Source organism: Pseudomonas sp. JH-2, from assembly GCF_036231725.1.
GTDB lineage: Bacteria > Pseudomonadota > Gammaproteobacteria > Pseudomonadales > Pseudomonadaceae > Pseudomonas > Pseudomonas delhiensis.
On sequence record NZ_JAZAQP010000017.1, the window covers coordinates 428 to 20,884 of the forward strand.

The following is a 20,457-nucleotide window of genomic DNA, read 5'->3' on the forward strand; positions in this document are numbered from 1 at the left end:
TCATCGTCAAGCACCTATCCCAAAACCCCTGATCAGCCTGGCTGGTCGGGGGTTTTGCTTTGGCGCGGGGAAAACCAATCGCGGACAAGGTCCGCTCCTACGCCATGCCCACCTCTGGCTCCCCCTGTAGGCGCGCGCCCTGCGCGCGAATCGCGGGTAGGGCCCGCTCCTACGCTTCACCCCTCGCGCCAGGCCTCCCCCTCCTGTAGGAGCGGATCTCATCCGCGATCCGGCCGGCAGGCCGGCGATGCCGTTGGGGCCACCGGCGGATAACCGCGAACGGTTATTCGCCCTACGTCTAGCGCCACACCCTGTAGGAGCGAGCTTGCTCGCGAACGGTGCTTGCCGGCGGCAGTCGTGTTTCGGGTTGACGCCGTTCCCTCTCCCCAGCCCTCTCCCGCAAGCGGGAGAGGGGGCCGTTCGGCGTGGCCGGGGAGTTCTGTGTCAGCCTGGAACATCGGTTCGAATACGCAATCGTAGGGCGTATAACGCCCCAAGCGTTATCCGCCGTCGGCCCCCACACCAGGCCCACCGGCGGATAACCGCGAACGGTTATCCGCCCTACGTGTCGCCTCCTCCAGGAGGTCCCAAAACACAGGCAACAAAAAAGGCGCCCCCGGGGGCGCCTTTCTTGTATCGAGCTGACGATCAGCCGTTGAAGCGGCGCAGCACCAGGGTGGCGTTGGTGCCGCCGAAACCGAAGCTGTTGCTCATCACGGTGTCGAGCTTGGCGTTCTCGCGGGTCTCGCGCAGGATCGGCATGTCGGCGACTTCCGGGTCCAGCTCGTCGATGTTGGCGGAGCCGGCGATGAAGTTGCCTTGCATCATCAGCAGGCAGTAGATCGCCTCGTGCACGCCGGCGGCGCCCAGGGAGTGGCCGGACAGGCTCTTGGTGGAGCTGATGGCCGGGGCCTTGTCGCCGAAGACTTCGCGGACGCCGCGGATTTCCGCCACGTCGCCCACCGGGGTGGAGGTGCCGTGGGTGTTCAGGTAGTCGATCGGGGTGTCGACGGTGGCCAGCGCCTGCTGCATGCAGCGGATGGCGCCTTCGCCGCTCGGGGCGACCATGTCGTAGCCGTCGGAGGTGGCGCCGTAGCCGATGATCTCGGCGTAGATCTTGGCGCCGCGCTTCAGGGCGTGCTCCAGTTCCTCGACCACCACCATGCCGCCACCACCGGCGATGACGAAGCCGTCACGCTTGGCGTCGTAGGCGCGGGAGGCCTTTTCCGGGGTGTCGTTGTACTGGGTGGAGAGGGCGCCCATGGCGTCGAACAGGCAGCTCTGGCTCCAGTGCTCTTCTTCACCGCCACCGGCGAAGACCACGTCCTGCTTGCCCATCTGGATCTGCTCCATGGCAGTGCCGATGCAATGCGCGCTGGTGGCGCAGGCCGAGGAGATGGAGTAGTTCACGCCCTTGATCTGGAAGGGGGTGGCCAGGCAGGCGGAAACGGTGCTGCCCATGGTGCGGGTGACGCGGTATGGGCCGATGCGCTTGACGCCCTTCTCGCGCAGGGTGTCGATGGCTTCCATCTGGTTCAGGGTGGAGGCGCCGCCGGAGCCGGCGATCAGGCCGGTGCGCGGGTTGGAGATCTGCTCTTCGGTCAGGCCGGAGTCCTTGATCGCCTGTTCCATCGCCAGGTAGGCATAGGCCGCGGCGTCGCCCATGAAGCGGAACACCTTGCGGTCGATCAGCTCTTCGAGGTTGAGGTTCACCGAGCCGGAGACGTGGCTGCGCAGCCCCATGTCGACGTACGACTGGTTGTGGCGGATACCGGCACGGCCGGCGCGCAGGTTGGCGGAGACGGTGTCTTTGTCATTGCCCAGGCAGGATACGATGCCCAGGCCGGTGATCACGACGCGACGCATGCGGATAACCCTTAGAAGCTGTCAGTGGAGGTGAACAGGCCGACGCGGAGGCCTTCGGCGCTGTAGATTTCGCGGCCATCGACGCTGACGCTGCCATCGGCGATGGCCAGGACCAGCGAACGGTTGATGGTGCGCTTGATATGGATGTTATAGGTGACCTTCTTGGCGGTCGGCAGGACCTGGCCGAAGAATTTCACCTCGCCCGAACCCAGGGCGCGGCCGCGGCCGGGGTTGCCCTGCCAGCCGAGGTAGAAGCCGACCAGCTGCCACATGGCGTCCAGGCCCAGGCAGCCTGGCATCACCGGGTCGCCTTCGAAGTGGCAGGCGAAGAACCAGAGGTCGGGGTTGATGTCCAGCTCGGCGACCAGTTCGCCCTTGCCATACTTGCCGCCAACGTCGCTGATGTGGGTGATGCGGTCGATCATCAGCATGTTCGGGGCGGGCAGTTGCGCATTACCCGGGCCGAAGAGCTCGCCGCGGCTGCAGCGCAGCAGGTCTTCTCGGGTGAAGGCGTGTTGTTTGGTCATGCGAGCTCCTCAAAAATCCTGAACGGCAGGGCGAAATCGATCGTCCTGCGGCTCCGCGCGCCTCATTCTTGTAGCGGCGTCCTGCGGCAGCCTAGTCATAGACTATTGCCTGTCGGTTAAAGTCACAGCACCGGGCGAACGGTTGTTCACTTTATTCCGGTGCCTCTGTTGCTCCAGCTGGGCGTTCATCTTGCCGATCAGCCTCGCAGGCCCACGAGTTTGGGCGAACAGGCCCCGCGGATCAACGCCCGGAGGTCAACCAGCGCTGCAGAATTTTCTGCAGATCGGCGCGCTTGAACGGCTTGGCCAGGTAATCGTCCATGCCCGACTCCAGGCACAGCTCGCGATCACCCTGCAGGGCATTGGCGGTCAGGGCGATGATCGGCACCTGCCGGCACCCGGCGAGTGCGCGAATCTGTCGCGTGGCCTCGTAGCCGTTGAGCAGCGGCAGGCGGCAATCCATGAGGATGGCATCGAATTCGTTGCGTTCCGCCGTGCGCACCGCCTGTGCGCCATCGCCGACCAGAGTGACGCGATAGCCGAGGCTGCGCAACATGGCTTCTATGACCGTTTGATTCACCGGGTTGTCCTCCACCAGCAGCACCGACTGGCCCGTGGCCGGCTCCGAGGCCCGCAGGGCGCGTGCGCCGGCGCCCGGGCCGCGGGCGTGGAAGGGCAGGGGGATCTCCAGGGTGAAGGTCGAGCCCAGGCCTTCCTCGCTGGACGCCTGCAGGGTGCCGCCCATGCGCTCGGCCAGGGTGCGGGCGATGGCCAGGCCCAGGCCGGTGCCGCCGTAGCGCCGCGAGGTGGACGAGTCGGCCTGCTTGAAGGCCTCGAACATGTGCTCCAGGCGCTCCGGGGAGATGCCGATGCCGCTGTCGTTGACCGCGCAGGTCAGCCACAGCACCTCGTCGTCCAGGGCCTGCCAGCGCACTTCCAGACGGATGGCGCCTTCCTCGGTGAATTTCAGCGCGTTGCCCAGCAGGTTGACCAGGATCTGCCGCAGGCGCGTCGGGTCGCCCCGCACCTCCAGGTACTCCAGCCCCGGCTGGACGTCCATGCGCAGCGTCAGGCCACGCTGCTGGGCGCTGTGCTGGAAGGCCAGCAGCGAGCCCTGGATCAGCTCCAGCACGTTGAAGGGGATGCGCTCCAGCTCCAGGGCGCCGCGCTCGATGCGCGAGAAGTCGAGGATGTCGTTGATGACTTTGAGCAGGTGCTCGGTGGATTCGGTGGCCAGCGCCGTGTACTCGGCCTGCTCGTGGTTGAGCTCGGTGGTCTCCAGCAGTTGCAGCATGCCCAGCACGCCGTTCATCGGCGTGCGCAGTTCATGGCTCATCATGGCCAGAAAATCCGACTTGCTGCGGTTGGCCTGCTCGGCCTCCTCGCGGGCCGCCACCAGTTGGGTGATGGTGCGCTCCTGCTCCTTGCTGGCCTGCTGCAGGCCGCGCGCCAGGTTGTTGATGTGCCGTGCGAGGTCGCCGACCTCGCCGTTGTCCAGCACCGGCAGGCTGGTCTGGTAGTCGCCGGTCTGGATCGCCTGGACCGCATTGGCCATGGTGCTGATCGGCGCCGCCAGGCGCTGCGCCAGGCGGCGGGCCAGCAGCAGCGTCAGCAGCAGAGCGAAGAAGGCCAGCAGGCTGGCCTTGAAGAGGATTTCCTGCTGACGTTCGCTGAAGGCGTCGTTGGCCATGCCCACCACCACGCGGCCCAGGTAGTCTGCATCGCTGGCCGGCTGGCCCTGGCGGCCCGGGGTGTGGCGCAGCGCGGCGGCGTCGCCGGGGACCTCGGGGGCGACGTGCTCGCGCTGGATGGCGGCGTGGAACACCTCGATCTTGGGCGCTACCTGGCCGTTGTCGGCGGGCGGCTGCTCGGCGTAGACGAGAATCTCGTCATTGCGGTTGCGCACCTCGATGAAGCGCACGTGCGGCGTGCCCAGGGTGGTGCGCAGCAGGCTCTGCAGGACCGGCAGGTTGCCCGAAAGCACGCCATACTCCGCTGCCGGGGCGAGCTGGTTGGCGATGAGCTGGCCGGTGTGGTTGAGCTCCTGGCGCAGGTCCTGCAGGCGCGAATGGGTGAAGTAGCCGGTCAGCAGCAGTGTCAGCAGCAGCGCGGGGCCGAGGCTGATGGCGAGCATGCGGTTCTGGATGTTCCAGCCCTTGCGCGGCGTCATGCTGCGTCTCCGGCGGCTGGTCGGTTCTGGCGGTGCTGCGTGGCGTGCACGGAACGGCCCTGTTCTCGGTTCTCTACGGGGACGGATGTTAAACGAGGCGGGGCGCTTTGCCAGCGTGCGATGTGCACTGGCCGCCTGGCGGTGGCGCCTTATAATGCCCCAATCGCCGCCTGCGTGCGGCCCGTGATGGAAGTGACATGACTGAGCAGCAACCGATCGCCGTGCTGGGCGGCGGCAGTTTCGGCACCGCCTTCGCCAACCTGCTGGCGGAGAACGGCCAGCGCGTGCGCCAATGGATGCGCGACGAGGAGCAGGCCGCGAGCATCCGCGCCCTGCGCGAGAACCCGCGCTACCTCAAGGGCGTGCGCATCCACGAGAACGTCGAGCCGGTCACTGACCTTGCGGCGACCCTGAACGATTGCGAGCTCATTTTCGTCGCCGTGCCGTCCAGCGCGCTGCGCAAGGTGCTGGAACCCTTCGCCGGGCAACTGGCGGGCAAGTCGCTGGTCAGCCTGACCAAGGGCATCGAGGCGCAGAGCTTCAAGCTGATGAGCCAGATTCTCGAGGAGATCGCCCCGGCCGCGCGCATCGCGGTGATTTCCGGGCCGAACCTGGCCCGCGAGATCGCCGAGCACGAGCTGACCGCCACCGTGGTCGCCAGCGAGGACGAGGCGCTCTGCACCCGCGTGCAGGAAGCGCTGCACGGCCGCACCTTCCGCGTCTACGCCAGCGGCGACCGCTTCGGCGTCGAGCTGGGCGGGGCGCTGAAGAACGTCTACGCCATCATCGCCGGCATGGCCGCGGCCCTGGGCATGGGCGAGAACACCAAGGGCATGCTGATTACCCGCGCCCTGGCGGAGATGACGCGCTTCGCCGTCAAGCTCGGCGCCAACCCCATGACCTTCCTCGGCCTGGCCGGGGTGGGCGACCTGATCGTCACCTGCTCGTCACCGAAAAGCCGCAACTATCAGGTTGGCTTCGCCCTGGGCGAGGGCCTGAGCCTCGACGACGCCGTCGCCCGCATGGGCGAGACCGCCGAAGGGGTGAACACCCTCAAGGTGCTCAAGGCCAAGGCCGACGAGCTGGGCGTCTACATGCCGCTGGTCGCCGGGCTCTACGCCATCCTCTTCGGCGGGCGCACCCTGGCCCAGGTGATCCAGGCGCTGATGAGCGGCGAGCCGAAGACCGACACTGACTTCATTCCCACCAGTGGCTTCTGAGGAGATACCCATGTCCGCTGATCGCTTGGCCGACCGTATGAACAAGGAATCCCTGGCCCTGCGCATCCTCTGGATGCTGCTGTTCGCCCTGGTCTGGTACGTCGCGCAGATGCTGCTCGGCGCCGTGGTGGTGGTGCAACTGGTCTACCGCATCATCTACGGCGCGCCCAGCGCCAGCCTGCTGGCCTTCGGCGACAGCCTCAGCCAGTACCTGGCGCAGATCGGCCGTTTCGGCACCTTCAACAGCGACGAGAAGCCCTGGCCCTTCGCCGACTGGCCGGCCGCCCGCGCGCCCGAAGGCGAGGCCGCACACGCGGTGCCGCCGGCGCCGCACCCGGTGCGCGACGAGGAACCGAAGCTGTGAGGATCTGGCTGCTGCGCCACGGCCAGGCCGAGCCCCAGGCCCGCCGCGACGCCGAGCGGCAGCTGACCGCCCACGGCCGCAAGGAGGTGCTGCAGAGCGCCGGGCACCTGGCCGGCCACCCGCTGGACGGCATCCTGGCCAGCCCCTACGTGCGGGCCCAGCAGACCGCCGAGCTGGTGCGCGAGGCGCTGGGCTTCGACGGCGCGGTGGGCACCGCGCCCTGGCTGACGCCGGACGACGACCCCCGCGACGTGCTGCGCTTCCTCGACAATCGCAGCGAGCGCAACCTGCTGCTGGTCAGCCACCAGCCGCTGATCGGCGCCCTGGGCGGGCTGCTGGTGCACGGCAGCCGCGACGAGGCCTTGCCCATGGCCACCGCCTCCCTGGCAGAGCTGGAAGGCGAGGGGGCGCTGGCGGGGCTGATGACACTGGTTTCCCTCTACCACCCCGGGCGCGGCTGACGGTTTCGCAGGGGCCCCGCTCGGGCCTCGGCGTTCCGCGCTTCAACTCGGCTTGTCGTCGTCCGTCAGGCTGACATCGTCGGTCGGCTCGCGGCCGGCCAGGCGCTGCTCCAGGCGGTTGCCCAGCACCAGGATCAGCAAGGTCAGCACCAGGCCGACGGCGGCGGTCAACACGTGCCCGGTGCCGCAGGCCAGGCCGAGCATCGACGAGACCCAGATGGTGGCGGCGGTGGTCAACCCTTCCACGCGGTAGCGGCGCTCGTGGTGGACGATGACCCCGGCGCCGATGAAGCCGATGCCGGTGAGCACGCCCTGGGCCACGCGGCTGGCGGCATCCGCGGTGGCCGGCTGCAGTTGCTGGATCACCGTGATCGCCAGCGCCGCGGCCAGGGCGGTGAGGGCGTGGGTGCGCAGCCCGGCGGGGCGGTGATGTAACTGGCGGTTGAGGCCGATCAGGCCGCCGAACAGGGTGGCGCAGAGCAGGTTGAACAGCAGCGGCAACTCGGCCAGCGCGCTGTCGGTGATGAACGGCATGGGCAGCTTTCCACGGGGGCCTGCCGCTGCTTTTAGCAGTTCGCCGGCGGGCGCGCCATGCACTCCTGAAGCATCTCCCTACAAAAGTTCACATATCCCTTCTTGCCAGGCTGTAGGACGCATGGAATATTCGACCAAGCAAGTGCTTGGTTGATCTATCGCTACACCTCTAGAACAACAAGAAAGGAGGGGCATGTGGTCACTGCAATTCGTTCTCCGCTCGAGCAATTCCTGCAACGCGAGGCGCGTCACCCGGACAAGCGCTACCTGGTCCAGCCGCTGCCGGGCGGCCAGGTACAGAGCCTCACCTGGGGCGAGGCCGGTGACCAGGCGCGACGTGCCGCCGCCTGGCTGCGCAGCCTGCAGCTGCCACCGGGCAGCCGCGTGGCGATCATCTCGAAGAACTGCGCGCACTGGATCATCGCCGACGTCGCCATCTGGATGGCCGGGCACGTCTCGGTGCCGCTGTACCCGAACCTCACCGCCGAATCGGTGCACCAGGTGATGAGCCATTCCGAGGCCGCGGTGGCCTTCGTCGGCAAGCTCGACGACTGGCCGGCAATGGCCCCGGGGCTGCCGGCCGAGGTGCTCAGCGTGTCCCTGCCGCTGCACCCGGAAGGCCGCTTCGACCACAGCTGGGACGACCTGCAGGCCTGCGAGCCGCTGCAGGAAGTGCCGCTGCCCGACCCGGCCAGCCTCGCCACCATCATCTACACCTCCGGCACCACCGGCACGCCCAAGGGCGTGATGCACTCCTACGCCAACTTCGACTTCGCCGCCAGCCACGCCATGAAGCTGTTCGGTGTCGGCGAGGGGGACCGCCTGCTGTCCTACCTGCCGCTGTGCCACGTGGCCGAGCGGATGTTCGTGGAGATGGCCTCGATCTACGCCGGGCAGACGATCTTCTTCGCCGAGAGCCTGGACACCTTCCTCGCCGACATGCGCCGGGCGCGGCCCACGGTGTTCTTCGGCGTGCCGCGGATCTGGACCAAGTTCCAGATGGGCGTCTACGCGCAGATGCCGGCGCAGAAGCTCGACCGCCTGCTGCGCCTGCCGCTCATCGGCCGCCTGGTCGGGCGCAAGGTGCTCGCCAAGCTCGGCCTGGACGCGGTGCGCTACGCCCTGTGCGGCGCGGCGCCGGTGCCGCCGGCGCTGCTCGACTGGTACCGGCGCCTGGGGCTGAACGTGCTGGAGGTCTACGGCATGACCGAGAACTGCGGCTACTCCCACGTCTGCCGGCCCGGCAAGCAGCGCGAGGGCTGGATCGGCCAGTCCAGCCCCGGGGTGGAAGTGCGCATCAGCGACGAGGGCGAGGTGCAGGTGCGCAGCGGCGCGACCATGCTCGGCTACTACAAGGACCCCGAGCGCACCGCCGAGACCCTCACCGAGGACGGCTACCTGCGCACCGGCGACAAGGGCGAGCAGGACGCCGAGAGCAACCTGCGCCTGACCGGCCGGCTCAAGGAAATCTTCAAGACCGGCAAGGGCAAGTACGTCGCCCCGGCGCCCATCGAGAACCGCCTGGCGGTGCATTCGCGGATCGAGCAGATCTGCGTGGTCGGCGACGGCCTGGTGGCGCCGCTGGGGCTGTGCGTGCTGTCCGAGGTCGGCCGCCAGGAGGCCGCCAACGGCTCGCGCTCGCAGCTGGAGGAGAGCCTGCGGCAGCTGGTGGAGGAGGTCAACGGCGAGCTGGACAAGCACGAGCGCCTGGCCGGGCTGGTGCTGGTGAGGGACGTGTGGAGCGTGGACAACGGTTTCCTCACGCCTACCCTGAAGATCAAGCGCAACGTGGTGGAGTCCACCTACGGCGCGCGCTTCAACGAATGGGCTGAGCGCCGCGAAGCGGTGCAGTGGCATGACTGACTGCCGGGAGTGAATGCATGAGCCAATGGCGCACTACGCCTGACCTGGAGGCGCTCAACGCCAACCTGAGGAACACCATCGGCGAGGTCCTGGACATCCGCTTCGAGGCAGTGGACGACGACTCGCTGACCGCCAGCATGGTGGTGGACGCCCGCACCCACCAGCCCTACGGCCTTCTGCACGGCGGCGCCTCGGTGGTGCTGGCGGAAACCGTCGGCTCCACCGCCAGCTACCTGTGCATCGACACCAGCAAGTACTACTGCGTGGGCCTGGAGGTGAACGCCAACCACCTGCGCGGCCTGCGCAGCGGGCGGGTGACGGCGGTGGCGAAGGCGGTGCACCTCGGCCGCTCCACCCACGTCTGGGAAATCCGCCTGCACGGCGACGACGGCAAGCCCAGCTGCATCTCGCGGCTGACCATGGCCATAGTGCCGCTGGAGCGCTAGGCGATACGGAAGACCTGTAGGAGCGGGCCCTGCCCGCGATTTCGCGCGCAGGGCGCGCTCCTACATGAAAACGCCATGGCTGGGGTGGCGTAGTCTTGCAGCCCGCGCCGGGATGCTCTTCGTAGGATCGAGGGGGGCGCCTAGTTCTTGCTCGCGAACCTTGGTCCTGTGCTCCTATCTCCGCATCGTCATTCCTGCGAACGCGGGAAGCCAATTGGCTTGGGGGCTTGGTGTAGCGCGCCGCTCCGAGTCTGCGGAGATTTTTTGTTTCGCCCCCTCGGGCGAGTCACTTTTGTCAAACGCCACAAAAGTAACCAAAAAGGCTTGCCCCGACATACGGGCCCGATGGAGCCGGGCTACCCTCGCGAACTCCCCCGCCACGGAGGCCCGCCCCGACAGCACGTCCCTGTGCTGATCGGGGCTCTAGCGACATCCATGTCGCATGACCTCCTGAGCGCCGGTTTCGCTCGGCCTTCTGAAGGGGCGTTCCGGTGCGCGCGGATGTTTCTCTGGAAGTCCCAAATGCAAATGCGAGAGCAAAAGCGCTTTTGCTTTTCGTAGGAGCGAGCTTGCTCGCGAACCCTGGCTCCCCACGTTCGCGATAGTTCGTAGGGCGCATAACGCCTACGGCGTTATCCGCCGTTTTCAACGACGGATGATCGCGGACGGAGTCCGCCCCTACGCCCGTGCTTCCTGGAACCGTAGGAGCGGACTCCGTCCGCGATTCGTCCCCATGGGATTCCCCAGCCCGCAATTTTATCCAAGACCTACCCGCGCCGCGGCGCTAGAGTAGGCTCATGGAACGCATCGAACACCACCGCAGCGGGCTGCCCGGCGTGCGTTACATCGACGCCGAGTACCACCGTTTCGCCTTCCCCCGGCACTTCCACCTGGACTACCACATCGGGCTGATGCTCGACGGTCGCCAGCGCTACGTGCACGCCGGCGAACGTTGCCTGGCCGGTGGTGGCGACATCCTGCTGATGAGCCCGGAAAGCATCCACGACGGCGCCAGCGAGGGGGAGGACGGCTATCGCATCCGCGTGCTGTCCATCGAGCCGCAGTGGCTGGAGCAGGCCGCGCGCAGCCTCAGCGACGGCCGCCAGGGCACGCCGCGGTTGCTGGCCAGCCAGGTGCGCGACGAACAGCTGCGGCAGCAACTGCACGGCCTGCACCAGGTGCTGGCCGAGGGCGAGCGGCTGGAACAGGAGGGCCGGCTCTGGCAGGGCCTGGCCACGCTGCTCGGGCACGCTTCCAGCCTGCGCATCCGCGAGCCGCGCCAGGGCTTCGACGCCCAGGCCTGGCGGCGCCTGCGCGAGTGGCTGGAGTCGCGCCTGGAAAACCCGCCGACGCTGGACGAACTGGCGGCCTTCTGCGACCTCAGCCCCTGGCAGGTGCTGCGGCGCTTCCGCAACCACTGCGGGCTGCCGCCGCACCAGTGGCTGACCCAGCTGCGCCTGGAGCGCGCCCTGCCGCGGGTGCTCGCCGGCCAGCCGCTGAGCGAGGTGGCGCTGAGCCTGGGCTTCTACGACCAGGCGCACTTCAGCCGCCTGTTCCGCCGCACCTACGGATTGCCGCCGGCGCGCCTGCGCCAACGCTGAGGCCTGGATTTTGGCCGGACTGCCCTGGCCGGCGGTGGGCCCGGCCATTGTCGCCCGCTGCCGCCTGGGGGAAAATCCTGCCGTCTCCAGCACGCGGTCACCGGCATGTCCCAAGCGCTTTTCTTCGCCCACGCCAACGGCTTCCCCTCGGCCACCTACGGCAAGCTGTTCCAGGCCCTGGCGCCGGAATTCGAGGTGCGCCACCTGGACATGCACGGCCACGACTCGCGCTTTCCGGTGAACGCCAACTGGGCGAACCTGGTGGACGAGCTGCTGTTCCACCTGGAAGCGCAGGGCGCGCCGGTGTGGGGCGTCGGCCATTCCCTCGGCGGCCTGCTGCATTACCATGCGGCGCTGCGCCGCCCGGAGCTGTACCGCGGCGTGCTGATGCTCGACTCGCCGACGCTGACCTTCGCCGACCAGTGGGTGATCCGCGCCGCCAAGCGCTTCGGCTTCATCGACCGCATCACCCCGGCCGGGCGCACCCTGGGGCGGCGCGAGGACTTCGCCGACTTCGACGAGGCGCTGCGCTACTTCGGCGGCAAGTCGCTGTTCCGCCGCTTCGATCCGGACTGCCTGGCGGACTATGTGCGCCACGGCCTGGCCGCCAGCAGCCAGGGCCTGCGCCTGAAGTTCGACCCGGCCACCGAGATCAGCATCTACCGCAACGTGCCCCACGCCGCACCGGGCAGCCCGCGGCGCCTGGCGGTGCCGCTGGCGCTGGTGCGCGGCCGCCACAGCCGGGTGGTGCTGCCGCACCATGCCCGCGCGGTGCGCCGCGCGCCCTGGGGCGAATCCCTGTCGCTGCCCGGCGGGCACATGTTCCCGCTGGAGCGCCCGCGCGACACCGCCGAACTGATCAAGCAGGTCGTCGAGCGCTGGCAGCGCCGCGCCGAACAGGAGAATGCCCGCCCATGAGCGCCCAGGTCGAAGAGATCCGCCTGAACCTTCCGCACATCGAACTGGCCGCGCACCTGTTCGGCCCCGAGGACGGCAAGCCGGTGCTGGCCCTGCACGGCTGGCTGGACAACGCCATGAGCTTCGCGCGCCTGGCGCCGAAGCTGGACGGGCTGCGCATCGTCGCCCTGGACTTCGCCGGCCATGGCCACTCGGCGCACCGCGCCGCCGGGGCCAGCTACCTGCTGTGGGACTATGCCTACGACGTGCTGGCGGTGGCCGAGCAACTGGGCTGGGAGCGCTTCTCGCTGCTCGGGCACTCCATGGGCGCCATCGTCTCGGTGCTGCTGGCCGGCGCCGTGCCCGAGCGCATCGAGCGCCTGGCGCTGATCGACGGCCTGGTGCCCTACACCGGCGAGGCCGACACTGCGCCGGCCAAGCTGGGCGAGGCGCTGAAGGCGCAACTGGCGCTGCCGAACAAGCGCAAGCCGGTGTACGAAGCCATCGACCGCGCGGTGGAGGCACGCATGAAGGGCGTCGGCGCGGTCAGCCGCGAGGCCGCCGAACTGCTGGCCCGGCGCGGATTGATGCCGGTGCCCGGCGGCTTCACCTGGCGCAGCGATGCGCGCCTGACGCTGCCCTCGCCGCTGCGTTTCACCCGCGCCCACTCCGCGAGCTTCGTCCAGGCGGTGCAGTGCCCGGTCAGCCTGGTACTGGCCCAGGGTGGCATGCTCGCCGCCGAGCCGAGCATCCGCCAGTTGCTCGACGGGCGCCCCTTCGCAATCCACGAGCTGCCCGGCGGCCATCACCTGCACCTGGACGACGAAGGGGGCGCGCAGGCGGTGGCGGCGATCTTCCAGCCGTTCCTGGGGGACTGGTCGCGGGGAAACACCCCGTTGCCGCACCCCGCTTGACTAAAGCAGGGCTTGCCACGACGCTGCATGGATCGCAGTCGGGAGATTCTGCATGATCGAGCTCTTCGCCACCGCCACGCCGGGCGGCCCCAAGGATTCCAGCGGCCCGGGCGCGCACGCCCCGCAGCGTGCGCAACGGAGGTGCGACGCCTGACATGCCTCGTCTCTCCCTGCTGCCCCTGGTGGGCACGCTGTTCGCGGCCAGCGTTTTCGCCGCCGACGTTCCCGACAGCCACGACCTGAGCCTGCTGCCCCGTTTCCCGAGGGCGGAAATCGTCGACTTCAGCAGCGCCCCCGGCACCGAGCGGGTCTACCCGCTGGGGCCGATCAGCCGCATCAGCGGGCGCCTGCGCATGGAAGGCGAGGTGCGCGCCCTCGGCCAGCTCACCGCGCTGACCTACCGCCTGCCCGACGAGGACTCCAGCGCCAACGCCTTCGCCGCCGCGCGCAAGGACCTGCTCCAGGCCGATGCCACCCCGCTGTTCTGGTGCGAGGGCCGTGATTGTGGCTCCAGCAGCCTGCTGGCCAACGCCGTGTTCGGCAAATCCAGCCTCTACGGCCCGGACGACCAGCAGGCCTACCTGCTGGTGCGCCTGGCCGCGCCGCAGCAGGACAGCCTGCTGGCGGTCTACTCCATCACCCGCGGCAACCGCCGCGCCTACCTGCATGCCGAGCAGCTGGACGCCGGCAGCGCACTGGGCGAACTGCTGCCCAGCGCCGCGACCCTGATGCGCCTGCTCAAGGCCAACGGCGAGCTGACCCTCAGCCACGTGCCCGCCGAGCCCGGCGGCGCCTGGCTCGACCTGCTGGTGCGCACCCTGCGCCAGGACACCGGCGTGCGCGTCGAGCTGGCCGGGGCCCATGCCGCCGACTGGCGCGGCGCGCTCACCGCCCAGGGCGTGCGCGATGCCCGCCTGGAGCTGGGCGGCAGCGAAGGGGACGGGCTGCACCTGACCTGGCTGCGCTGATTCGCCTACGCTGAAGCTGGGCGCAGCGAGCGCCCGGCTGCCGTCGCCGTACCGAGAAGGAGTCCGGCCCCGATGTTCGATAACCTGCTGTTGCGCATCCTCCTGGTGACCCTCCTGGTCGCCAGCCTGTGGGTGCTGGCGCCGTTCTGGACGGCATTGTTCTGGGCCGCCGTGCTGGCCTTCGCCAGCTGGCCGCTGATGCGCCTGCTGACGCGCCTGACCGGCGGCCGCGAGGCGCTGGCGGCGGGCGTGCTGACCGCCTTCTGGATCGTCCTGGTGGCCCTGCCGCTGTTGTGGCTGGGCTTCGGCATGGCGGACAAGCTGCGCGCCGGCGTTGAGCTGGTGAAGAACCTGCAGGTCTCCGGGCTGCCGCCGCCGCCGACCTGGCTGGCGCGCACACCGCTGATCGGCGACCGGCTGATCGGCTGGTGGTACTCCATCGACCAGCAGGGGGTGGCCATCTTCTCCGCGCTCAAGCCCTACATGGGCGAGGTGGGCAACTGGCTGCTGGCGCGCTCGGCCAAGCTGGCCGGGGGCATCTTCGAGCTGGTCCTGAGCCTGGTGCTGATCTTCTTCTTCTACCGCGACGGCAAGCGCCTGGAGGCCTTCGCCTACCAGATGCTGGAACGCCTGATCGGCCCGCGCGCCGAACACTACATGGAGCTGATCGCCGGCACCGTGCAGCGGGTGGTCAACGGCGTGATCGGCACCGCGGCGGCCCAAGCGGTGCTGGCCTTCGTCGGCTTCCTCATCGCCGGGGTGCCGGGGGCGCTGCTGCTGGGCCTGCTGACCTTCGTCTGCAGCCTGCTGATGGTCCCGCCGCTGGTCTGGGGCCCGGCCACCGTCTGGCTGTTCTTCGAGGGCAGCTACGGCTATGGCGTGTTCCTGGGCATCTGGGGCTTCTTCGTCATCAGCGGCGTGGACAACATCCTCAAGCCCTACCTGATCAGCCGCGGCGGCAACCTGCCGCTGGTGGTGGTGCTGCTCGGGGTGCTGGGCGGGCTGCTCAGCTTCGGCTTCATCGGCCTGTTCCTCGGCCCGGTGCTGCTGGCGGTGGTCTACAACCTGGTCAACGACTGGATCGAGAGCCCCAAGCGCGGCGCCCTGCCGCCGGGCGGGCCGGGGGACAAGGCGCCCTAGGCCGGTTTCGTGCGCAGGGCGCGCTCCTACAGAACCGTAGGGCGAATAACCGTTCGCGGTTATCCGCCGCTGGCCCATGCGCGGAACCCGGCGACGACGGCGGATAACGCCTTAGGCGTTATGCGCCCTACGGGGACGCACCGCTTACTGGAGCGCCTCGCTGCGTACGCCCACCATTCGGTCGCGGCCGGCGCCGAGGCCGGCGATCAGCGCGCCCAGGCTGATGGCCACGAAGATGGCCCCGACCGCGTCCCAGCCGTCGCTCAGGTCGTGCACCAGGCCGACCAGGAAGGGCCCCAGGGCAGCCAGGGTGTAGCCCACGCCCTGGGCCATGCCGGACAGGTGCGAAGCGACGTGGGCGTCGGGCGAGCGCAGCACGATCAGCGCCAGGCCGATGCTGAAGGTGCCGCCCTGTCCCAGGCCGAGCACTACCGCCCACAGCCACAGGCTGCCGGAGGGGGCGTAGAGCAGGCCGAGCAGGCCGGCGAGGGTCAGCGCCAGGACCAGGAACACCACCAGGCGCTGGTCGCGGCCGCGGGTGCCGAACCAGGGCGCGCCCAGGGCGCTGAGCAGCTGCACCATCACCGAGCCGGACATCATCAGCCCGGCGGCCGTCGGGCTCAGGCCGCGGTCGATGAGGATCGACGGCAGCCAGCCGAACACGATGTACGCCAGCGACGACTGCAGGCCCATGTACAGGGTCACCTGCCAGGCCAGCGGGTCGCGCCACAGGCCCTTGACCTGGAACGCCTGGCGGTGGGCGTGGTGGACCTGGCGCGTCTGCGGCAGCCAGACCAGCGCGGCCAGCACCGCCGGCAGGGCCCAGGCGGCCAGGGCCGGCTGCCAGCTGCCGCCGAACAGCCCGGCCAGGGGCACGCTGGCCCCGGCGGCCAACGCCGCGCCCAGGCACAGGGCCATGGTGTAGACGCCGGTCATGGTCCCGGCGATGTGCGGGAAGTCGCGCTTGACGATGCCCGGCAGCAGCACGCCGATGACGCCGATGCTGGCGCCGGCCACCAGGCTGCCGAGGAACAGCCCGGCGATCGGGAACAGGCTGCGCAGGACGATGCCGGCGGCCAGCAGCAGGAGGATCGCCAGCACCGCCCGTTCGGCACCCAGGCGCCGCGCCAGGCGTGGCGCCAGCGGGGCGAACAGGCCCAGGCAGAGCACCGGCAGGGTGGTCAGCAGGCCCGCGGCGGCGGCCGACAGGCCGGTGTGCTCGCGCACCATGTTCAGCAGCGGCGCCAGGCTCGACAGCGCCGGGCGCAGGTTCAGCGCCACCAGCACCAGGCCGAGCAACAGCAGCCAGGGCCGTACCGGGGCGGGCGCGGGGGCGGGGACTTCGTCGATCTCGGCGTCGATCAGCAGTTCGTCGGCGTGGTGTCGTTGGGACATGGCAGCTATCGCAAGGCAGTGGGAAGGGAAGTCAGATCAGCAGCGCGCGGTTGGCGGCGACGGCCGCCTCGGCGTCCTGGCGCTCCAGGGCGTCCAGCAGGCGCTGGTGCAGCTCGAAGGGCGGCTGCGGGCGTCCGGGTTCGCTGATGGTGCGCTGCAGGCCGGCGCGGATCACCCGCGAGAAGTAGCGGTACAGCTCGCTCAGCAGCGGGTTGTGGGCGCTGTCCACCACGCGCTGGTGGAAGGCCAGGTCATGCTCGACGTAGGCCTCCAGGTCGCCGCCATGGTGCCGGGCGCTGAGCGCCAGGGCCTGGCGCAGGGCGGCCAGGTCGGCGTCGCTGCGGCGCAGGGCGGCCAGGCGCGCGGCCTCGACCTCGATCACCCCGCGCGCCTCCAGGGCCTGCTCGATGGAGCCGCGGGCCAGGGCCAGCATGGTGTCCAGCGGGTCGGCGCAGGCGCGCACGTAGGTGCCATCGCCCTGGCGCACTTCCAGCACGCCGGAGAAGGTCAGCACGCGTACCGCCTCGCGCACGGTGTTGCGGCTCATGCCGAGGATTTCCGCCAGCTCCGGCTCCGGCGGCAGGCGCTGGCCGAGGGCCCAGGCGCCGCTGTCGATGCGTTGGCGGATCTGCTCCAGGGCGATGTCGACCAGGGAGCGCTTGAGGGGATTGGCCATATAGACATCCAATCATCGGATGATTAGGCGGGACAGGCTACTGCAGCTGTGGGGATGTGGCAAGGCGGGGAGCCTTGGGCGCGGGGTGGGATTATCGCGGACGGAGTCCTACGCGGCGTCGGCCACGTGCTCCTTTGTAGGAGCGCGCCCTGCGCGCGAATCGCGGGCAGGGCCCGCTCCTACAGTCATGCCGTAGGCCACGCTCTTGGGGATGGCAGGGACCATAGGGGCACGCTGTAGGAGCGGATCTCATCCGCGAATCGCGCCGGAACTTCCGGCTATCGCGGACAAGGTCCGCTCCTACGCGGGCCGAGCCATGCCATTCCCCTGTAGGAGCGCGCCCTGCGCGCGATTCGCGGGCAGGGCCCGCTCCTACAATGGGGCGACATGGGAGACGCGAATTTTGATCCAGTCACCCCCGCGAACGAGTGAGCCCAGAAGGCAGTTGCTCCTACGGTGCAGGACAAACGCTGACGTAGGATGGGTGGAGAGAAGCGATACCCATCGCCCTGGCCGCATGGGTTTCGCCGAGGCTCGAGCCATCCTGCGAAGAGCCGTCCGGCGTGTCAGGCGGCGATGTCGACCAGGCTACCGCTGGTGTTCTGGTAGCTGGCGGCTCTGCTGTCCTGGTAGTGCCTGGCCAGCATGGCGAGCATCTGCTGCACGGCCTCGGCGCCGGCCGAGCTGCTGGTGTTGGAGCCGTCGCTGCTGGAACTGCTGGAACTGCTGGCACTGCTGGCCAGGCTGCTGTCGGCTTGGCCGGAAGTGGGTGGCGGGGGCGGCGGCATGTCGCCCTGGGCCTGCTGCAGGGCGCTGCTCAGTTCGTCCTGGCTGATGCTGCCGCTGCCGTCGCTGTCCAGGGCGCTGAACAGCTCGCTGCTGTCGCTGCTGCTGGTGGCGGCGCTGAGTTCGTCGCTGCTGATGCTGCCGTCGCCATCGCTGTCCAGGGAGGCCAGCAGGTCGCCGGCGGCCTGGTCGGCGGAGGGCGGGGGCGGTGGCATGTCGCCCTGGGCCTGCTGCAGGGCGCTGCTCAGCTCGTCCTGGCTGATGCCGCCGCTACCGTCGCTGTCCAGCTGGGCCAGCAGCGAATCGATGTCGATGTCGCCGCTGTCGCTGCCGGAGGCGGACAGGGCGCTGTCCAGCTCGCTGGAGCTGACGCTGCCGTCGCCGTCGCTGTCGAGGGACTTGAACAGGTCGGCGGCGAATTTCTGCGCCTTGTCGCCGGTACTGCCGGTGCTGCTGGTGGAACTGCTGCTGGCGCTGCGCTGGGTGCTGGCGAGCGCGGCGCCGCTGTAATAGCTGCTGTAGCTGCTGACTCCGCTGATCATCGGACTGCCTCCATGAGGTTATGCGGCCGGAACTGGATTCCCGGTCCTGGCAGGTTCGATGTGCGCCTTGTCGAGGGTATGTGCGCTTTGTATGCGGGGGCCGACAAAGCTTCAGACGCGCGGCAGGGTCAGCACGGCGGTGGCGCCGCCGCCGGGGGTTTCCTCGAAGTACAGGTCGCCGCCGTGGCGCCGCGCCGCCTCTCGGGCGATGGCCAGGCCCAGGCCGACGCCGCCGGAGTTGCGGTTGCGCGAGCCTTCCAGGCGGAAGTAGGGCTCGAACACCTGCTCGCGCATCTGCGCGGGGATGCCCGGGCCATGGTCGCGGACCAGGATTTCCACCTGCTGGCCGGTGTCGCGCAGCACCAGTTGCACCTCGCCGGCGTAGCGCAGGGCATTGTCCAGCAGGTTGGACAGGCACGAGCGCAGGGCCAGCGGCTGCACCTTCAGCGGTGCGCACTGGCCCTCGACGCTGACCCGCGCGCCGTGCTCGCAGGCGTCCTCGGCCAGCGACTCGGCCAGGGCGTTGACGTCGAACCACTGCAGCGCCTCGCTGGTGCGCTCCTGGTGCAGGTAGTGCAGGGTGGAGTCGAGCATGCCGATCATCTCGCCCAGGTCCTGGGCGAAACGCGCGCGCAGCTGCGGGTTGTCGATCTCCTCCACGCGCAGCTTCAGGCGCGACAGCGGTGTGCGCAGGTCGTGGGACACCGCCACCAGCATGCGGCCGCGCTGCTGCACCTGCTCGCGGATGCGCTCGCGCATGCGGTTGAAGGCCTGGGCCGCCTGCCGCGCCTCGCGCGGGCCGGTTTCCGGCAGCGCCGGGCTGTCCAGGTCCTCGCTCAGCTGCAGCGCGGCGTCGCCCAGGCGCTGCACCGGGCGTGCCAGCAGGCGCGCGCCGAACCAGGCGGCGGCGACCAGGCTCAGCAGCTGGAAGGCGAAGGGCACGCTCCAGAACGGCAGGCGCGGCGGTGGTGGGGGCGGCGGGCCGGGTTCGGCGAATGCGTGGGGCGGCGGGGGAGGCGGGGGCGGGGCCGGATGATGGAAGTGGCTGAACCAGACGAAGGCCAGCAGGTGGGCGACCACGATGGCCAGCAGGAACACGCCGAACAGGCGGGCGAACAGGCTGTCGGCGAGCTGCAGCGAGCGTTTCTTCAAGCGGGCCTCCCGGGCCGGGTCAGGTGATGTCGCGCACGTCGAACAGGTAGCCTTCGCCGCGCACGGTCTTGATCAGCCGCGGCGAGCGCGGGTCGTCGCCGAGCTTCTGGCGCAGGCGCGAGACCAGCAGGTCGATGCTGCGGTCGAAGGCCTCGATGGCGCGGCCGCGGGCGGCGTCCAGCAGCAGCTCGCGGTTGAGTACCCGGCGCGGGCGCTCGAGGAACACCCAGAGCAGGCGGAACTCGGCGTTGGACAGCGGCACCACCAGGCCGTCCGGGGAGTGCAGCTGGCGCAGCACGCTGTCCAGCCGCCACTGGTCGAAGCGCACCTGGGCGCGCGGCTCGTTGCGGGCCTCGTCGCCGCGCACGCGGCGCAGGATGGTCTGGATGCGCGCCACCAGCTCGCGCGGCTCGAAGGGCTTGGCCATGTAGTCGTCGGCGCCCAGCTCCAGGCCGATGATGCGGTCGGCCGGCTCGCAGCGCGCGGTGAGCATGAGGATCGGGATGTCCGACTCGCTGCGCAGGTAGCGGCACAGCGACAGGCCGTCCTCGCCGGGCAGCATCAGGTCCAGCACCACCACGTCGAAGTTCTCCTCGGCCAGGGCCTGGCGCATCCCGGCGCCGTCGGCCACGCCGCGGGCCTCGATGTTGAAGCGCGCCAGGTAGCCGCAGAGCAGTTCGCGGATCGGCTCGTCGTCGTCCACCAGCAGGGCGCGGATGGTCCAGCGGCGCTGGCTGTCTTGGCTGGAGGCGGGATTGGGGAACATGGGGTACCTGTCGCTGGGGGCGCCCGGGGCGCGGAGTCAATGCTAACCCGCCCTCGCACGGGGGGCCACGGTAGGCAAGGCTGACGGCGGCGGATATCGACAGAGTGTCGTCAATGTATCGGCGCGCATACAAAGCTGCGCCATAGCGCTTCTTTACGCTTTCTTTATG

The 20,457-nt window shown here is 69.4% G+C and carries 19 protein-coding genes; 10 read left to right on the top strand and 9 right to left on the bottom strand.

The features are described from left to right. Positions 1–648: 648 nt before the first annotated feature. The 3 genes from fabB to VV867_RS13900 all read right to left on the bottom strand — a co-directional run bounded on the left by fabB (position 649) and on the right by VV867_RS13900 (position 4,563). Positions 649–1,866 carry a beta-ketoacyl-ACP synthase I gene (gene fabB / locus VV867_RS13890; protein ID WP_089394911.1) on the bottom strand — a complete coding sequence of 406 codons (1,218 nt, stop codon included), beginning with the start codon at positions 1,864–1,866 and terminating at the stop codon, positions 649–651. 11 nt (positions 1,867–1,877) lie between these two features. Next, positions 1,878–2,393 (bottom strand): 3-hydroxyacyl-[acyl-carrier-protein] dehydratase FabA, encoded by a 516-nt coding sequence (fabA, locus tag VV867_RS13895; RefSeq protein ID WP_009618534.1) that lies wholly within the window; start codon positions 2,391–2,393, stop codon positions 1,878–1,880. A gap of 241 nt (positions 2,394–2,634) precedes the next feature. Beyond that, the gene (locus tag VV867_RS13900) at positions 2,635–4,563 is read right to left on the bottom strand and encodes an ATP-binding protein (protein WP_328566702.1); all 1,929 of its coding nucleotides are present in this window, start codon (positions 4,561–4,563) and stop codon (positions 2,635–2,637) included. 197 nt (positions 4,564–4,760) lie between these two features. Between VV867_RS13900 and VV867_RS13905 the strand changes: the two genes are divergently transcribed. From VV867_RS13905 to sixA, 3 genes are read left to right on the top strand one after another with little or no spacing between them, the layout of a single operon-like run. Then, entirely contained in the window at positions 4,761–5,783 is a 1,023-nt protein-coding gene (locus tag VV867_RS13905) for an NAD(P)H-dependent glycerol-3-phosphate dehydrogenase (RefSeq protein ID WP_328566703.1), read from the top strand. A gap of 37 nt (positions 5,784–5,820) precedes the next feature. Continuing rightward, positions 5,821–6,147 carry a DUF4389 domain-containing protein gene (locus tag VV867_RS13910; protein WP_371921149.1) on the top strand — a complete coding sequence of 109 codons (327 nt, stop codon included), beginning with the start codon at positions 5,821–5,823 and terminating at the stop codon, positions 6,145–6,147. Then, positions 6,144–6,608 carry a phosphohistidine phosphatase SixA gene (gene sixA / locus VV867_RS13915; RefSeq protein WP_109934328.1) on the top strand — a complete coding sequence of 155 codons (465 nt, stop codon included), beginning with the start codon at positions 6,144–6,146 and terminating at the stop codon, positions 6,606–6,608. Before VV867_RS13910 ends, sixA begins: the two co-directional genes overlap by 4 nt. A 42-nt stretch (positions 6,609–6,650) precedes the next feature. On the opposite strand, the gene VV867_RS13920 is transcribed toward sixA, so the two are convergent. Then, on the bottom strand, positions 6,651–7,142 hold the full coding sequence (locus VV867_RS13920) for an MgtC/SapB family protein (protein WP_109934327.1): 492 nt from the start codon (positions 7,140–7,142) through the stop codon (positions 6,651–6,653). A gap of 195 nt (positions 7,143–7,337) precedes the next feature. On the opposite strand from VV867_RS13920, the gene VV867_RS13925 reads away from it, so the two are divergent. The 7 genes from VV867_RS13925 to VV867_RS13955 all read left to right on the top strand — a co-directional run bounded on the left by VV867_RS13925 (position 7,338) and on the right by VV867_RS13955 (position 14,971). Further along, the gene (locus tag VV867_RS13925) at positions 7,338–9,005 is read left to right on the top strand and encodes an AMP-binding protein (protein ID WP_109934326.1); all 1,668 of its coding nucleotides are present in this window, start codon (positions 7,338–7,340) and stop codon (positions 9,003–9,005) included. A gap of 17 nt (positions 9,006–9,022) precedes the next feature. Further along, entirely contained in the window at positions 9,023–9,451 is a 429-nt protein-coding gene (locus VV867_RS13930; protein ID WP_275629666.1) for a hotdog fold thioesterase, read from the top strand. Positions 9,452–10,248: 797 nt separating this feature from the next. Next, entirely contained in the window at positions 10,249–11,052 is an 804-nt protein-coding gene (locus tag VV867_RS13935; protein WP_328566704.1) for an AraC family transcriptional regulator, read from the top strand. A 105-nt stretch (positions 11,053–11,157) separates the two neighbouring features. After that, the gene (locus VV867_RS13940) at positions 11,158–11,970 is read left to right on the top strand and encodes an alpha/beta fold hydrolase (RefSeq protein WP_328566705.1); all 813 of its coding nucleotides are present in this window, start codon (positions 11,158–11,160) and stop codon (positions 11,968–11,970) included. Beyond that, complete coding sequence (locus VV867_RS13945) at positions 11,967–12,863, top strand: alpha/beta fold hydrolase (RefSeq protein ID WP_328566706.1); 897 nt, start codon at positions 11,967–11,969, stop codon at positions 12,861–12,863. Before VV867_RS13940 ends, VV867_RS13945 begins: the two co-directional genes overlap by 4 nt. 155 nt (positions 12,864–13,018) lie before the next feature. Beyond that, positions 13,019–13,831: a DUF4892 domain-containing protein gene (locus tag VV867_RS13950; protein ID WP_275629669.1), complete on the top strand. Its 813-nt coding sequence runs from the start codon at positions 13,019–13,021 to the stop codon at positions 13,829–13,831. 72 nt (positions 13,832–13,903) lie between these two features. Continuing rightward, entirely contained in the window at positions 13,904–14,971 is a 1,068-nt protein-coding gene (locus tag VV867_RS13955) for an AI-2E family transporter (protein ID WP_109932452.1), read from the top strand. A gap of 144 nt (positions 14,972–15,115) precedes the next feature. Here the strand turns inward: VV867_RS13955 and VV867_RS13960 are convergent, their stop codons facing one another. The 5 genes from VV867_RS13960 to VV867_RS13980 form a co-directional block, all read right to left on the bottom strand. Further along, on the bottom strand, positions 15,116–16,366 hold the full coding sequence (locus VV867_RS13960) for a CynX/NimT family MFS transporter (protein WP_328566707.1): 1,251 nt from the start codon (positions 16,364–16,366) through the stop codon (positions 15,116–15,118). A gap of 31 nt (positions 16,367–16,397) precedes the next feature. After that, complete coding sequence (locus VV867_RS13965) at positions 16,398–17,042, bottom strand: FadR/GntR family transcriptional regulator (RefSeq protein ID WP_089394925.1); 645 nt, start codon at positions 17,040–17,042, stop codon at positions 16,398–16,400. 566 nt (positions 17,043–17,608) lie between these two features. After that, positions 17,609–18,370: a XopAW family type III secretion system calcium-binding effector gene (xopAW, locus tag VV867_RS13970; RefSeq protein ID WP_328566708.1), complete on the bottom strand. Its 762-nt coding sequence runs from the start codon at positions 18,368–18,370 to the stop codon at positions 17,609–17,611. A gap of 111 nt (positions 18,371–18,481) precedes the next feature. After that, positions 18,482–19,522: a sensor histidine kinase gene (locus VV867_RS13975; protein WP_328566709.1), complete on the bottom strand. Its 1,041-nt coding sequence runs from the start codon at positions 19,520–19,522 to the stop codon at positions 18,482–18,484. Positions 19,523–19,541: 19 nt separating this feature from the next. Next, positions 19,542–20,288 (bottom strand): response regulator, encoded by a 747-nt coding sequence (locus VV867_RS13980; RefSeq protein WP_109936679.1) that lies wholly within the window; start codon positions 20,286–20,288, stop codon positions 19,542–19,544. Positions 20,289–20,457: the final 169 nt, after the last annotated feature.

What these genes read in the sequence shown, in the direction of transcription:
- VV867_RS13920 (WP_109934327.1), bottom strand. Translation starts at nt 7,142, where the DNA reads ATGCCGTTCATCACCGACAGCGCGCTGGCCGAGTTGCCGCTGCTGTTC.
- VV867_RS13935 (WP_328566704.1), top strand. Translation starts at nt 10,249, where the DNA reads ATGGAACGCATCGAACACCACCGCAGCGGGCTGCCCGGCGTGCGTTAC.
- VV867_RS13965 (WP_089394925.1), bottom strand. Translation starts at nt 17,042, where the DNA reads ATGGCCAATCCCCTCAAGCGCTCCCTGGTCGACATCGCCCTGGAGCAG.
- fabA (WP_009618534.1), bottom strand. Translation starts at nt 2,393, where the DNA reads ATGACCAAACAACACGCCTTCACCCGAGAAGACCTGCTGCGCTGCAGC.
- VV867_RS13955 (WP_109932452.1), top strand. Translation starts at nt 13,904, where the DNA reads ATGTTCGATAACCTGCTGTTGCGCATCCTCCTGGTGACCCTCCTGGTC.
- VV867_RS13960 (WP_328566707.1), bottom strand. Translation starts at nt 16,366, where the DNA reads ATGTCCCAACGACACCACGCCGACGAACTGCTGATCGACGCCGAGATC.
- VV867_RS13905 (WP_328566703.1), top strand. Translation starts at nt 4,761, where the DNA reads ATGACTGAGCAGCAACCGATCGCCGTGCTGGGCGGCGGCAGTTTCGGC.
- VV867_RS13980 (WP_109936679.1), bottom strand. Translation starts at nt 20,288, where the DNA reads ATGTTCCCCAATCCCGCCTCCAGCCAAGACAGCCAGCGCCGCTGGACC.
- VV867_RS13950 (WP_275629669.1), top strand. Translation starts at nt 13,019, where the DNA reads ATGCCTCGTCTCTCCCTGCTGCCCCTGGTGGGCACGCTGTTCGCGGCC.
- fabB (WP_089394911.1), bottom strand. Translation starts at nt 1,866, where the DNA reads ATGCGTCGCGTCGTGATCACCGGCCTGGGCATCGTATCCTGCCTGGGC.
- VV867_RS13945 (WP_328566706.1), top strand. Translation starts at nt 11,967, where the DNA reads ATGAGCGCCCAGGTCGAAGAGATCCGCCTGAACCTTCCGCACATCGAA.
- xopAW (WP_328566708.1), bottom strand. Translation starts at nt 18,370, where the DNA reads ATGATCAGCGGAGTCAGCAGCTACAGCAGCTATTACAGCGGCGCCGCG.
- VV867_RS13910 (WP_371921149.1), top strand. Translation starts at nt 5,821, where the DNA reads ATGAACAAGGAATCCCTGGCCCTGCGCATCCTCTGGATGCTGCTGTTC.
- VV867_RS13940 (WP_328566705.1), top strand. Translation starts at nt 11,158, where the DNA reads ATGTCCCAAGCGCTTTTCTTCGCCCACGCCAACGGCTTCCCCTCGGCC.
- VV867_RS13930 (WP_275629666.1), top strand. Translation starts at nt 9,023, where the DNA reads ATGAGCCAATGGCGCACTACGCCTGACCTGGAGGCGCTCAACGCCAAC.
- VV867_RS13900 (WP_328566702.1), bottom strand. Translation starts at nt 4,563, where the DNA reads ATGACGCCGCGCAAGGGCTGGAACATCCAGAACCGCATGCTCGCCATC.